Annotated in this window: 10 protein-coding genes; 7 read left to right on the top strand and 3 right to left on the bottom strand. The window is 65.1% G+C overall.

Going from position 1 to position 12,532, the window contains the following annotated elements; translation table 11 throughout:
* Window positions 1-114 precede the first annotated feature (114 nt).
* From KY379_RS18970 to pdeM, 6 genes are all read left to right on the top strand, one after another.
* On the top strand, window positions 115-2,556 hold the full coding sequence (locus tag KY379_RS18970) for a penicillin acylase family protein (RefSeq protein ID WP_261241144.1): 2,442 nt from the start codon (window positions 115-117) through the stop codon (window positions 2,554-2,556).
* Window positions 2,557-2,705: 149 nt separating this feature from the next.
* Entirely contained in the window at window positions 2,706-3,722 is a 1,017-nt protein-coding gene (locus KY379_RS18965; protein WP_261241145.1) for a ligase-associated DNA damage response exonuclease, read from the top strand.
* Window positions 3,719-5,377, top strand: a complete 1,659-nt coding sequence (locus tag KY379_RS18960) for an ATP-dependent DNA ligase (protein ID WP_261241146.1) — start codon at window positions 3,719-3,721, stop codon at window positions 5,375-5,377. Before KY379_RS18965 ends, KY379_RS18960 begins: the two co-directional genes overlap by 4 nt.
* A 119-nt stretch (window positions 5,378-5,496) precedes the next feature.
* On the top strand, window positions 5,497-6,612 hold the full coding sequence (locus KY379_RS18955) for a succinylglutamate desuccinylase/aspartoacylase family protein (RefSeq protein WP_133331818.1): 1,116 nt from the start codon (window positions 5,497-5,499) through the stop codon (window positions 6,610-6,612).
* A 67-nt stretch (window positions 6,613-6,679) separates the two neighbouring features.
* The gene (locus tag KY379_RS18950) at window positions 6,680-9,124 is read left to right on the top strand and encodes a ligase-associated DNA damage response DEXH box helicase (RefSeq protein ID WP_261241147.1); all 2,445 of its coding nucleotides are present in this window, start codon (window positions 6,680-6,682) and stop codon (window positions 9,122-9,124) included.
* Window positions 9,121-9,777 carry a ligase-associated DNA damage response endonuclease PdeM gene (pdeM, locus tag KY379_RS18945; protein ID WP_261241148.1) on the top strand — a complete coding sequence of 219 codons (657 nt, stop codon included), beginning with the start codon at window positions 9,121-9,123 and terminating at the stop codon, window positions 9,775-9,777. The genes KY379_RS18950 and pdeM overlap by 4 nt, the downstream gene beginning before the upstream one ends.
* On the opposite strand, the gene KY379_RS18940 is transcribed toward pdeM, so the two are convergent.
* Together KY379_RS18940 and dcd are read right to left on the bottom strand one after the other, a co-directional pair.
* The gene (locus KY379_RS18940; RefSeq protein WP_133331821.1) at window positions 9,778-10,005 is read right to left on the bottom strand and encodes a hypothetical protein; all 228 of its coding nucleotides are present in this window, start codon (window positions 10,003-10,005) and stop codon (window positions 9,778-9,780) included.
* A 99-nt stretch (window positions 10,006-10,104) separates the two neighbouring features.
* Window positions 10,105-10,671, bottom strand: a complete 567-nt coding sequence (dcd, locus tag KY379_RS18935) for a dCTP deaminase (RefSeq protein WP_012313046.1) — start codon at window positions 10,669-10,671, stop codon at window positions 10,105-10,107.
* A 327-nt stretch (window positions 10,672-10,998) separates the two neighbouring features.
* Here dcd and KY379_RS18930 point away from each other — a divergent pair, with 327 nt between their 5' ends.
* A complete protein-coding gene (locus KY379_RS18930; protein WP_016488765.1) occupies window positions 10,999-11,208 on the top strand; it encodes a cold-shock protein in 210 nt (69 codons plus the stop codon).
* 112 nt (window positions 11,209-11,320) lie between these two features.
* On the opposite strand, the gene apbC is transcribed toward KY379_RS18930, so the two are convergent.
* Window positions 11,321-12,415 carry an iron-sulfur cluster carrier protein ApbC gene (gene apbC, locus KY379_RS18925; RefSeq protein WP_196173018.1) on the bottom strand — a complete coding sequence of 365 codons (1,095 nt, stop codon included), beginning with the start codon at window positions 12,413-12,415 and terminating at the stop codon, window positions 11,321-11,323.
* Window positions 12,416-12,532: the final 117 nt, after the last annotated feature.

Genomic DNA, 12,532 nt, shown 5'->3' with positions numbered 1-12,532 from the left:
CGCTCCCGTGCGCTACCACTCGTAAATAAAGCTTCGCGGCACCTTGCACGGCGGCTGTGCGCTCACTACCTTAGCGCCTTTCCAAACCCGCCACGCCTTGCAGGAGCCCTTGTCATGGCCGCCCCCGTCCTTCCTCCCTTCCGCCCGCGGTTCGCTACCGCCGCCACGTTGCTCGGCATGCTCGGGCTCGCCGGTTGTCAGATGGGTGTGCAACAGGACAGTGTGCCTCCCACCACTGGGGTCCAACCGCTCAAGGGACTGGCGCAGAATGTGTCGGTCCGTCGCAATGCGATGGGCGCCCCGCTGATCGAAAGCAGCAGCTTCCATGACGCCCTGTTCAGCCTGGGCTACGTGCATGCAGGCGATCGCCTGCAACAGATGGTGGCTATGCGCCTGCTGGCCCAAGGCCGCCTGGCCGAACTCGCCGGCCCCGAAGCATTGGACATCGACCGCCTGATGCGCGCCGCCAACCTCAAGCAGAGCGCGGCGCGGCAGTATGCCGATGCTTCGCCACGGCTGAAGCGATTCTTCGAGGTGTACGCCCGTGGCGTCAACGCCTACCTGTTCCGCTACCGCGACAAGCTACCGGCTGAACTGGCCAACCGTGGTTACCGCCCCGAGTACTGGAAGCCGGAAGACTGCGTGTTGGTGTTCAATCTGTACGCTTTCAGCCAGTCGGTGAACCTGCAGGAAGAACTCAGCGCCCTGACCCTGGCGCAGCAGGTCGGCCCCGACAAGCTGGCCTGGCTGCTGCCCGGCGCGCCTGATGAGCCGCTGGCCGAAGCAGAACTGGACAAGCTCAAGGGCCTGTCTTTGTCCACTCAACTGCCGGGATTGTCGGCCTTGGCCGCCGCCAGCCAGAAACTGGCCGACCTCGACCTGCTCGGCAGCCCCGGCTCAGCCAATCTCGCCCTCGGGCCGCAACGCAGTCGCAGCGGCAAGAGCCTGCTGGCCAGTGACAGCCGCGCCAACTGGGCCCTGAGCCCGGTGCAGATCAACACCCGCAAGTATCAGGTGGCCGGTCTGTCGCTGCCAGGCCTGCCGATCGTGCTGGCCGGCTACAACGGCAAACTGGCCTGGAGCAGCAGCGCAGTGATGGCCGACAACCAGGACCTGTACCTGGAGCAGCTGCGACACCAGGGTGGTCAGCTCACCTACCTGGCCGATGGCAAGTGGCTGCCGGCCCGTTCGCGTAGCGAAACCTTCTTCGTGCGTGGCCAGCGCCCGCTGCGCGAGGTGATGTACGACACCCGCCACGGCACCCTCTTGGCCCAGCCCGGCAATGCCAGCCTGGGCCTGGCCTTGAACCTGACGGCGCCGCAGGGCGATCGTAGCCTGGACGCCCTGTTCGACTTGACCCGCGCGCAAAATATCGAGCGTGCCTTCGACAGCACCCGCGAGGTGACCAGCGCCGCGCTGAACTTCGTCTTCGCCGAGGCCGAGCACATCGGCTGGCAGGTCAGCGGTCGCTACCCCAACCGCCGCGAAGGCCAGGGCCTGTTGCCTTCCCCGGGCTGGGACGGGCGCTATGACTGGGATGGCTACGCCGACCCGATGCTCCACCCTTACGACCAGGACCCGCCCGCAGGCTGGATCGCCCACGCCAACCAGCGCAGCCTGCCTCGCGGCTATGGCATGCAACTGTCCAGCACCTGGTACTACCCCGAACGCGCCGAGCGCCTGGCGCAGTTGCTCGGTAACGGTCGTCACGACAGCCGCAGCCTGATGGCGGTGCAAAACGACCAGACCACTCTGATGGCAGAAAAGCTCAAGCAGATGCTCGAGGCCCCCGGCATGGCTCAACCGCTGCAACAGGCCATCGCCAAGCTGCCGACGGTCGAGCGCGACCGGGCGCACCATGCCCTGGCCCGGCTCAAGGCGTTCGATGGCCGCCTGAGCCCGGTCTCAGCGGATGCCGCTCTGTATGAGCTGTTCCTCCAGGAGGTGACCCGGCAGACCTTCCTCGATGATCTCGGCCCGGAAAACGGCCCGGTCTGGCAGGCCTTCGCCAGCAATGCCCGGTTGTCCTATTCGGCCCAGGCCGACCATTTGCTCAGCCGCGACGACAGCCCTTTCTGGGATGACCGCACCACCGCAGAGAAGGAAGACAAGCCGACGATTCTCGCCCGTAGTCTGGCAGCAGCCGTTGATGTCGGGATGACCCGCCTGGGCAGCGACATGCGCACCTGGCAATGGGGCAAGCTGCACCAGTACCGCTGGCCGGCCCCCACTTACCATGGCCTGGGCGACAACATCAGCCGCTCGCCAGTGGCGGCCGGTGGCGACTTCAGCACCCTGGCGCTGACGCCTTATGCCTGGGGCCGTGATTTCGACACCTATCTACCGGCCTCGGCGCGGATGATCGTCGATTTCGGCCAGAGCGAACCGCTGCAGATACTGACCAGCAGCGGCCAGTCCGGCAACCCAGCCAGCAAGCACTTCGCTGACGGTCTGGACGCCTGGTTCCAGGGGCGCTTCAGCAGCCTGCCGTTGCAGCCGCAGAATTTCTCCCGGGCATATGGCAACCAGCGCTTGACGTTGGTGCCGGGGCGGTGAGGGTGCACGGGGGTTGAATGTTGCGGTGTTCTTCAGATCGAGCGCCGCCCCAACAAATATCGCCAGGCGCCCCCCGAAAAAATCCCACCCGAACTTCCCAACCGCACCACCGCTCCTAACTGGTAAGCCCTCAACCAGCAGGCAGCACCATGGATCTCGTCATCGCCCGCCCCGAAGGACTGTACTGCCCGCCCGGTGATTTCTATATCGATCCCTGGCGGCCGGTGGAGCGCGCGGTGATTACCCATGGTCATGGCGATCACGCTCGAACCGGCAATCGCCACTACCTCACTGCCGCTCCCGGCGCCGATATCCTGCGCAGCCGCCTCGGTCAGGACATCGACCTGCAGACATTGCCCTACGGTGAACGCCTGCTGCACCACGGCGTCACCCTCAGCCTGCATCCGGCCGGTCATGTCCTGGGCTCGGCACAGGTGCGCCTGGAATACCAGGGCGAGGTCTGGGTGGCGTCCGGTGATTACAAGGTCGAGCCGGATGCCACCTGTACCCCGTTCGAGCCCGTGCGTTGTCACACCTTCATCACCGAATCCACCTTTGGTCTGCCGATCTACCGCTGGCCGGCGCAAACCGAACTGTTCGCCGAAATCAACGCCTGGTGGCGCGCCAACCGTGACCAGGGCAAGGCTTCGGTGTTGTTCTGCTACGCCTTTGGCAAGGCTCAGCGCATCCTTCACGCGCTGGATCCGGACATCGGCCCGATCCTGGTGCACGGCGCGGTCGAGCCACTGAACAAGGTCTACCGTGAAGCCGGGGTGCACCTGCCTCAGACCATCCATGCCAGCGACGTGCCGCGTAACGACCCGCAGATGCGCCAGGCCCTGGTGCTGGCCCCTCCCTCGGCCGGTGGCAGCAGCTGGATGCGTCGTTTCGGCGATTACAGCGATGCCTTCGCCAGCGGCTGGATGCGCTTGCGTGGCACACGGCGACGGCGCGGGGTCGATCGCGGCTTCGTCCTCTCCGATCATGCCGATTGGCCCGGACTGTTATGGGCCATTGGCCAGACCGGCGCCGAACGGGTGATGGTCACCCACGGTTCGGTCAATGTACTGGTGCGCTACCTCAACGAGCAGGGCCTGGATGCTCGTGCCTTCGTCACCGAATACGGCGAGGAAGACGATGCCACCGCCGCGGAGCCGGAGGCATGAAGGCCTTCGCCGAACTCTATCTGCGCCTGGATGCGACCACCTCGAGCAACGCCAAGCTCGAGGCTCTGCGCGATTACTTCGCCAGCGCCGCCCCCGAGGACGCCGCTTGGGCCGTGTACTTCCTCGCCGGCGGACGCCCGCGGCAACTGGTGCCGACTCGCCTGCTGCGCGAACTGGCCATCGCCCTCGCAGGGCTGCCGGACTGGCTGTTCGAGGAAAGCTACCAAGCGGTGGGCGACCTGGCCGAAACGATCTCGCTGCTACTACCAGAGCAGTCCCATGTCAGCGACGACGGGCTGGCGCATTGGGTGGAAAACCACCTGCTGCCGCTACGCGCGATGCCCGCTGAGGAGATCCAGCAGCGCCTGCCACCGCTTTGGGGGCAATTGGATCGGCCGAGCCTGATGCTCTGCCTCAAGTTGATCACCGGCAGTTTCCGCGTCGGTGTGTCGAAACTGCTGGTCACCCGCGCCCTCGCCCAACTCGCCGATCTGGACGCCAAGCGGGTGGCCCAGCGCTTGGTGGGCTACACCGACATCAGCCACCGTCCAAGCGCCGAGGGCTACCTGAAGCTGATCGCGGCTGAGAGCGCCGACGAACACAGCCAGCGCGGTGGCCAGCCCTATCCGTTTTTCCTCGCCCATGCGCTGCAGGCTCCTACCGAACAGTTCGAGACCCTGCTCGGACCACCCAGCGACTGGCAGATCGAATGGAAGTGGGACGGTATCCGCGCCCAGGTGGTCAAGCGCGATGGGCAGGTATGGATATGGTCACGTGGCGAAGAGCTGGTCACGGAGCGCTTTCCCGAGCTGCATGGGTTCGCCCAGGCCCTGCCAGATGGCGTCGTGCTCGACGGCGAGATCCTGGTCTGGAAGGCCGCCAACGGTACCGACACGCCCGCCGTGCAGCCCTTCGCTCTGCTCCAGCAACGCCTGGGGCGTAAGACCCTGGGCAAGAAGCTGCTGGCCGACGCTCCAGTGGTGCTGCAAGCCTACGACCTGCTCGAGTGGCAGGGCGAGGACTGGCGCAATCGGCCACAGTATGCCCGCCGCATGCAACTGGAACGCCTGGTCGAGGCGTATCCGCTCGCGCCCTTGCTGTTGTCTCCGTTGCTCGCCGGCGCCGACTGGGCCGACCTCGCCCGCCAGCGCGAGCAGTCCCGCAGCCTGGGCGTCGAAGGACTGATGCTGAAACAGCGTGAGGCCCTCTACGGCGTAGGCCGGACCAAGGACATGGGTCTTTGGTGGAAATGGAAGATCGACCCGTTCAGCGTGGACGCGGTGTTGATTTATGCCCAGCGCGGCCATGGCCGTCGCGCCAGTCTCTACAGTGACTATACCTTCGCCGTGTGGGATGCACCGGCCGGCACGCCCGAGCGAAAGTTGGTGCCCTTTGCCAAAGCCTATTCCGGGCTCAGCGACGCAGAGATGCGCAAGGTCGATGCCATCATCCGCAAGACCACGGTGGAAACCTTCGGCCCGGTGCGCAGCGTCAGCCCAACCCTGGTGTTCGAACTGGGCTTCGAAGGCATTGCGCTGTCCAAGCGTCACAAGAGCGGAATTGCCGTGCGCTTTCCTCGCATGTTGCGCTGGCGTCAGGACAAACCGGCGGACGAAGCCGATGACCTGGCGACCTTGCAGGCGCTGCTGGCCTGAGCTGGGACGTCGACCGGTCGACGATACGCGAAACGGTGAAGCACAATCGACCAAACTGTGCTTCTATCTTTCTGCCGACCCGTGTCGCAGACCGTTTTCGCCACGCAGCCAGGACCACCATGCACCATTCGACCCACGACCTGCTCTCTCCCGTACCCGGCATCACCCGACAGCTCCACAGCTTTCACTTCGGCCCCCGGGGTGGTGGCAAGGTGTACATCCAGGCCTCTCTGCACGCCGACGAACTGCCTGGCATGCTGGTAGCCTGGCACCTCAAACGCCGCCTGACCGACCTGGAACACCAAGGACGTCTGCAGCGGGAAATCGTATTGGTGCCGGTGGCCAATCCGGTCGGCCTGGAGCAGGTACTGCTGGATGCACCGCTGGGGCGCTTCGAACTACAGAGCGGCGAGAATTTCAACCGCAACTTCGTCGACCTGTCCGACAGCATCGGCGACCTGATCGACGGCCACCTGACCCAGGATCCCGCCCACAACATCGCGCTGATTCGCGAATACCTGCGCCGCGGCCTGGATGCCCATCCGGTGCACACGCCGCTGCAATCCCAGCGCCTGACCTTGCAGCGCCTGGCCTGCGACGCGGACATCGTGCTCGACCTGCACTGCGACTTCGAAGCCGTCGAACACCTCTACACCACACCCGAGGCATGGCCGCAGGTCGAACCCCTGGCCCGCTACCTCGGTGCCCAGGCCAGCCTGCTGGCCACCGACTCGGGCGGGCAATCGTTCGACGAATGCTTCAGCCTGGTCTGGTGGCAGTTGCAGCAGCGCTTCGGCAAACGCTATCCGATTCCTCTGGGCAGCTTCTCGGTCACCGTCGAGCTTCGCGGCCAGGCCGATGTCAGCCACGAACTGGCGGGCAAGGACTGCCAAGCCATCCTCGACTTTCTCACCCATGCCGGGGTGATCGAAGGTCCTGTCCCACCGCTGCCGTCCCTGGCACGTGCTGCAACGCCGCTGGCTGCAGTCGAGCCGGTGGCGGCGCCGCTCGGCGGCCTGCTGGTCTATCATGCACGCCCCGGACAGTTCCTCGAAGCCGGCCAGTTGATCGCCGAAGTCATCGATCCGCTCAATGATCGGGTCACGCCCGTGCATACCGGCCAGGCCGGACTGTTGTATGCGCGCAGCGTCCGACGGATGGCCACCACCGGCATGGTCATCGCCCACGTCGCAGGCGAAGACGTGTGCCGCAGCGGCTACCTGCTGGCCAACTGATCCGGTAAAACCAAAACGCCTGGGGCGCGGTCTGTAGAAGCACACCCTGCCAAGGATGCTTTGCTCGATGCCCGCCTCCTCCGACCTCGCCAATGCCTGGTTCGCAACCCGTGGCTGGACACCGTTCGCGTTCCAGCGCCGGGTCTGGGCGGCGGTCGAACGAGGCGAGTCGGGTTTGCTGCATGCCAGCACCGGTGCTGGCAAGACCTACGCCGTCTGGCTGGCCGCGCTGCGCGCCTTCGCCAACTCACCTGGCGGACGCCTGCCCGCGCCGTTGCGCGTGTTATGGATCACCCCCATGCGCGCCTTGGCTGCCGACACCGCCCGTGCGCTGCAGGCGCCGCTGGATGAACTCGAGCTGAACTGGACCGTCGGCGTGCGCAGTGGCGATACCGGCAGCGCCGAACGCGCGCGCCAGGCGCGACGTTTGCCCAGTGCCCTGATCACCACGCCGGAAAGCCTGACCCTGCTGATGACCCGCACCCAGGCCAGCGAGGACTTCGCCAGCCTGCGCCTGGTCGTCGTGGACGAGTGGCACGAATTGCTCGGCAACAAGCGTGGCGTGCAACTGCAACTGGCCCTGGCACGCCTGCGCCGCTGGCATCCCGAACTGGTGGTCTGGGGGCTGTCGGCGACCCTGGGCAACCTGCAGCACGCGCTCGACGTGCTGGTGCCCGCTGGCGGGCGGCTGATCGAGGGTCGCCAGGACAAGCGCCTGCTGGTCGACACCTTGCTTCCAGAGGCCATCGAGCGCTTCCCTTGGGCCGGGCACATGGGCCTGAAAATGCTCGCCCAGGTCGCGACCGAAATCGACACCAGCGCCAGCACCCTGGTGTTCACCAACACCCGTGCCCAGGCCGAGCTCTGGTACCAGGCGCTGCTCGACGCACGACCCGACTGGGCGGGGCTGATCGCCTTGCACCACGCCTCACTGGCCCGCGACACCCGCGACTGGGTCGAACGCAGCCTCAAGCAGGGCACGTTGAAGGCCGTGGTGTGCACCTCCAGCCTCGACCTGGGCGTGGACTTTCTACCGGTCGAACGGGTGTTGCAAATCGGCTCGGCCAAGGGGATCGCCCGCCTGATGCAACGTGCTGGCCGCTCTGGCCATGCGCCGGGGCGGCCGTCGCGCATCACGCTCGTACCCACCCACAGCCTGGAGCTGGTCGAGGCAGCCGCAGCGCGCAGTGCCCTTGCCGCCGGCCATATCGAGGCGCGCCAGTCGCCGCGCCTGAGCATGGACGTGTTGGTCCAGCACTTGGTCAGCATGGCTTTGGGTAGCGGTTTTCGCCCGTCCGAGCTGTTGTCCGAGGTACGCAGCACCTGGGCCTTCCGCGAGCTGCGCGACAGTCAATGGCAGTGGGCGCTGGACTTCGTCCGCCATGGCGGCAATTCGCTGAGCGCCTACCCCGACTACCAGCGCGTCGAGGCCCACCCCGACGGGGTCTGGCGGGTCGCCAGCGAACGCCTGGCGCGGCGCCATCGGATGGGCATCGGCACCATCGTCAGTGACGCCAGCCTGCAGCTCAAGTATTGGAGCAAGGGGGGCGGTGGCAAACACCTGGGCAGCGTGGAAGAAGCTTTCATCGCCCGCCTGCGCCCCGGCGACACCTTGTTGTTCGCCGGCCGGGTGCTGGAATTGGTACGCGTGGAGAACATGACCGCCTACGTGCGCCGCAGTACCTCACGCAAGGCGGCGGTGGCACGTTGGAGCGGCGGGCGCATGCCACTGTCCAGCGAGCTGGCCGACGCCCTGGTCGCACAGCTCGACGCCGCAGCACGAGGCCGCTACGACAGCCCGGAAATGCGCGCCGTGCGCCCCTTGCTCACGCTCCAATCCCAGTGGTCAGCGCTGCCCACGCAGCGGACGCTGCTGGCCGAGACTCTGACCACGCGCCAGGGCTCGCACTTGTTCCTCTACCCCTTCGCCGGGCGCATGGCCAACCTGGGCCTGGCCAATCTGATCGCCTGGCGCGTGAGCCGGGTACAGCCGCTGTCGGTGTCGATCGCGGTGAGCGACTATGGTTTCGAACTGCTCAGTCCCAGTGACGTGGATTGGGCCAGGTGCCTTCCCGCTGCGCTGTCGACCGAACACTTGCTGGAGGACGTGCTGGCCAGCCTCAACGCGGGGGAAATGGCCCTGCGACGGTTTCGCGAGATTGCGCAGATTTCCGGCCTGGTATTCGGCGGTTACCCCGCCGCACAAAAAAGCACACGGCAGATCCAAGCTTCCAGCGGGTTGTTCTACGAAGTGTTTCGCAAGCACGATGCCGACAACCTGCTGCTCGGTCAGGCGCGGGATGAGGTGCTCCGCGAGGAGTTGGAAATCGAACGCCTGCAGCGCCATTTGCTGGACATGAGTCAATTGCAACTGGACCTGCACCCGCTGCGGCGCCCTGGCCCACTGGCCTTCACCTTGCTGGTCGAGGGCATGCGCGAGACGCTGAGCACTGAAAAGCTGGCGGACCGCATTGCGCGCATGGTTTCGGATCTGGAGAAACTGGCGGAATGAACTATCTGGCGATCGAACATTGCGGCCAGACGCTCTGGTTACTGCCGGACAAAGCCCTCTACTGGCCGGCGCGCAAGGCCCTGCTGGTGGCCGACGTACACATCGGCAAAGCCGCCAGCTACCGTGCGCTACACCAGCCGGTGCCTAGGGGCACCACCACCGCGACGCTGGCGCGCCTGGACACCTTGCTGGGCGAGTTGGATTGCCAGCAGTTGATCGTGCTTGGCGACTTTCTCCATGCCCGGCACGCCCATGCCCCAGCGACCCTGGCCCGCCTGCGGGACTGGCGGGCACAGCATGCCGGGATGCACATCGTGCTGGTACGCGGCAACCATGACCGGCATGCAGGCGACCCGCCAAGTGATCTGGGCATCGAGATGACCAACGAACCCTGGCTGGTCGGACCGTTCGCCCTGTGTCACGAACCCGAGCCCCATCCCACCCACGCAGTGCTGGCCGGACACGTGCATCCGGTCTTCGTGTTACGCGGACGGGCCCGGCAGCGGTTGCGGCTGCCATGCTTCGTGATCGATGCACGGGTCAGCCTGCTGCCGGCTTTTGGTGAGTTCACCGGAGGATGGACGGTCGCCCCTGCGTCGGGCGACCGGATATTTCTCGCAGGTGCCGATCAGGTCTGGGCGCTAAAGGGCTGATCAGGCCACCGGTGCAGGTGGAGGATCGTCCGGAAGGGTGGGCTCACCGGGCTCCATAGGCGGATCGTCGCCGGGTTGCGGCGCGGGCGAAGGATCGGGATCGGGCTGTCCCGGGATGCCGCCTGCGTGCATCGGCAGCGGATGCGCCAGCAGGCTCCAGGCCAGCAGGCCGACCTGATTGGGCTGCAGTACAGCCAGCTTCGCGCTGATTGCGGGATCTAGTTTCATTGGCGACTCCTGACAGGGGCCGATACGCGTCATGCGCATTCGGCACTGTTCAAAGGGTTGGAGTGCCAATGCGGGAAGGAATTCCCCGCGCTCGTCGGCTCAGGTGCGTGGCAGGGTGACGCCGCGCTGGCCCTGGTACTTGCCGCCACGGTCTTTATAAGACACTTCGCACTCTTCATCGGATTCCAGGAACAGCATCTGTGCGACACCTTCGTTGGCATAGATCTTCGCCGGCAGCGTGGTGGTGTTGGAGAACTCCAAGGTCACGTGACCTTCCCACTCCGGCTCGAGGGGCGTGACGTTGACGATAATGCCGCAACGCGCGTAGGTGCTCTTGCCCAGGCAGATGGTCAGCACATTGCGCGGAATGCGGAAGTACTCGACGGTGCGGGCCAGGGCGAAGGAGTTCGGCGGGATGATGCAGACGTCGCTCTTGACGTCGACGAAGCTGCCGGCGTCGAAGTTCTTGGGGTCGACAGTGGCCGAATTGATGTTGGTGAATACCTTGAATTCATCGGCGCAACGCACGTCGTAGCCGTAGCTGGAAACACCGAAGGAGATGACACGACTGTCGTGCTCGCCGCGCACCTGGCGCTCGACGAACGGTTCGATCATGCCGTGTTCCTGCGCCATGCGGCGAATCCACTTGTCCGATTTGATGCTCATGGCGGGGGGAGTCCTGAAGAGTTGCGGGGAAAAAATCAACGCGCATCTTACCGGTCCCGGCGCCCAGGTTAAAGTTCCATGCCGCATCCCGCGCCGGACGGGGCCGCCACGGCCGCCGATCCGAATTTCTCTAAAGCGTCTTCTGGCCATTGGCAGGCCGCGGAAAGTGGGTTAAGGTGGCGCCACTGTGCTGCACGTGACACCGAGAATCTCTAGTTTGATGCACGATCCTGATCGGCCCATCGCTGAATTTTCTGCTCTCTTTGCGCTCAGTCCCGGGCAGGTTTTTTCCTGACCGTAATCAACTTTGTCCAAGGAGACAGAAAAATGTCCAACCGTCAATCCGGTACCGTCAAGTGGTTCAACGATGAGAAGGGCTACGGCTTCATCACCCCTCAGTCGGGCGACGACCTGTTCGTGCACTTCAAAGCCATCCAAGCTGACGGCTTCAAAACCCTGAAAGAAGGCCAGGCTGTTACTTTCGTCGCTACCCGCGGCCAGAAAGGCATGCAGGCTGAAGAAGTTCAGATCGCCTAAGTCGATCTCGCTTCCTCGCTTTCAAAAAAACCCGCCTTCTGGCGGGTTTTTTCATTCTGGTCGAAAACCGCTGCAGGGTGATCGCCAGTCAGCCGGCGACCACCCTGGCACATCAGTCCTCGCTGATGGTAATGCTCGGCATCGCTGGCGCGGCCGCCTCCTGCAGCACGATCCGCGCTCCGACCTGACGTGCCAGTTCCTGGTAGACCAAGGCGATCTGGCTCTCCGGCTCGGCAATGGCCGTGGGCTTGCCGCTGTCGGCCTGCTCGCGGATCAGCATCGACAACGGCAGCGAGGCCAGCAGTTCGACGCCGTATTGGGCCGCCAGCTTCTCCCCGCCGCCCTCGCCGAACAGATGCTCGGCATGGCCGCAGTTCGAGCAGATGTGCACGGCCATGTTCTCCACCACACCCAGCACCGGGATGTTGACCTTGCGGAACATCTCCACGCCCTTCTTGGCGTCGAGCAATGCCAGGTCCTGAGGGGTGGTGACGATTACCGAGCCGGCCACCGGGACTTTCTGCGCCAGGGTCAGCTGAATGTCGCCGGTGCCTGGCGGCATGTCGATCACCAGGTAGTCAAGGTCGTCCCAGGCGGTCTGGGTCACCAGTTGCAGCAGCGCGCCCGAGACCATGGGCCCGCGCCAGACCATGGGCGTGTTGTCATCGGTGAGAAAGGCCATCGACATGACTTCCACACCATGGGCCTTGATCGGCACGAACCACTTCTGTTCGCGCACCTGCGGCCGGGTCCCCTCGGCGATGCCGAACATCACACCTTGGCTGGGACCGTAGATGTCGGCATCGAGAATCCCCACCCGGGCGCCCTCACGGGCCAGGGCCAGCGCCAGGTTGGCTGCGGTAGTGGACTTGCCGACACCGCCCTTGCCCGAGGCGACCGCGACGATGTTCTTCACGTTGGCCATTCCCGGCACCTGGGCCTGAGCCTTGTGCGCGGCAATCACGCAGTCGATCGACACGTCGGCGCTGTCGACGCCGTCGAGGTTTTCGATGGCGGTGCGCAATACCTGCGCCCAACCGCCCTTGAACAGGCCGGCCGCGTAGCCCAGCTGCAGTTGGACGGTGACCTTGCCTCCCTGGATGTCGAGGGTGCGCACGCACCCGGCGCTGACCGGGTCCTGGTTCAGATAGGGGTCGGTGTACTGGCGAAGCACACCTTCGACGGCGGCACGGGTGACGGCACTCATGGAGACTCCCATTGGCAAACGAGTAAGTGAATCAGGCGCCTATCCTAACCCGTCAATCGTCAGCAGATGCGTCCTTGGGGTGAAATATCTTCGCCGGCCCTTTATAGTGGCCGATCA

The organism is Pseudomonas sp. HD6422 (assembly GCF_025377065.1).
Classification (GTDB): domain Bacteria; phylum Pseudomonadota; class Gammaproteobacteria; order Pseudomonadales; family Pseudomonadaceae; genus Aquipseudomonas; species Aquipseudomonas putida_U.
This window is presented reverse-complemented; position numbering and strand designations above follow the sequence as displayed.

Bases quoted from the DNA above. Each gene is read 5' to 3' on its own strand.
- KY379_RS18965 (WP_261241145.1), top strand. From the start codon at position 2,706: ATGGATCTCGTCATCGCCCGCCCCGAAGGACTGTACTGCCCGCCCGGT.
- KY379_RS18960 (WP_261241146.1), top strand. From the start codon at position 3,719: ATGAAGGCCTTCGCCGAACTCTATCTGCGCCTGGATGCGACCACCTCG.
- pdeM (WP_261241148.1), top strand. From the start codon at position 9,121: ATGAACTATCTGGCGATCGAACATTGCGGCCAGACGCTCTGGTTACTG.
- KY379_RS18950 (WP_261241147.1), top strand. From the start codon at position 6,680: ATGCCCGCCTCCTCCGACCTCGCCAATGCCTGGTTCGCAACCCGTGGC.
- KY379_RS18955 (WP_133331818.1), top strand. From the start codon at position 5,497: ATGCACCATTCGACCCACGACCTGCTCTCTCCCGTACCCGGCATCACC.
- apbC (WP_196173018.1), bottom strand. From the start codon at position 12,415: ATGAGTGCCGTCACCCGTGCCGCCGTCGAAGGTGTGCTTCGCCAGTAC.
- KY379_RS18970 (WP_261241144.1), top strand. From the start codon at position 115: ATGGCCGCCCCCGTCCTTCCTCCCTTCCGCCCGCGGTTCGCTACCGCC.
- dcd (WP_012313046.1), bottom strand. From the start codon at position 10,671: ATGAGCATCAAATCGGACAAGTGGATTCGCCGCATGGCGCAGGAACAC.
- KY379_RS18930 (WP_016488765.1), top strand. From the start codon at position 10,999: ATGTCCAACCGTCAATCCGGTACCGTCAAGTGGTTCAACGATGAGAAG.
- KY379_RS18940 (WP_133331821.1), bottom strand. From the start codon at position 10,005: ATGAAACTAGATCCCGCAATCAGCGCGAAGCTGGCTGTACTGCAGCCC.